The sequence below is a fragment of the Microtetraspora sp. AC03309 genome (assembly GCF_020826795.1).
Classification (GTDB): Bacteria; Actinomycetota; Actinomycetes; order Streptosporangiales; family Streptosporangiaceae; genus Microtetraspora; species Microtetraspora glauca.
Genome location: NZ_JADDIL010000503.1, coordinates 1 through 459, shown reverse-complemented (window position 1 = coordinate 459; position 459 = coordinate 1). Strand labels below are relative to the sequence as shown.

Annotated in this window: 2 protein-coding genes; both read right to left on the bottom strand. The window is 68.2% G+C overall.

Translation table 11 applies throughout. The features are described 5' to 3' along the window. A partial coding sequence (gene rplF, locus IMZ11_RS44070; protein ID WP_228649702.1) for a 50S ribosomal protein L6 occupies nucleotides 1–338 on the bottom strand: 338 nt, incomplete at its 3' end. Nucleotides 339–351: 13 nt separating this feature from the next. After that, on the bottom strand, nucleotides 352–459 hold a 108-nt coding region (rpsH, locus tag IMZ11_RS44065), incomplete at its 5' end, for a 30S ribosomal protein S8 (RefSeq protein ID WP_228649704.1).

The following is a 459-nucleotide window of genomic DNA, read 5'->3' as shown; positions in this document are numbered from 1 at the left end:
GGGTGGCTGTAACCGAGCGCGAACTCCAGGTTGGAACCCTTGAGCTGGACGCGGTAGCCGACGCCGAAGATCTCCATCTTGCGGGTGTAGCCCTCGGTGACACCGGTGACCAGGTTGGCGACCAGGGTCCGGGACAGCCCGTGCAGGGAGCGGCTGCGCCGCTCGTCATCGGGACGGCTGACCACGATGGCGCCGTCATCGTTGCGCTCGACGGTGATCGGCTCGGCGACGTCCAGGGTCAGGGTGCCCTTGGGGCCCTTGACCGAGACGTTGCGGCCGTCGATCGTCACATCGACCCCGGCGGGAACCGGGACCGGCTGCTTACCAATACGCGACATGTTCTGCTGCCCCCTACCAGACGTAAGCGAGGACTTCGCCGCCCACGCCCTGTCGTGCTGCCTGGCGGTCGGTGAGCAGGCCCGAGGACGTGGAGATGATCGCCACGCCCAGGCCGCCGAG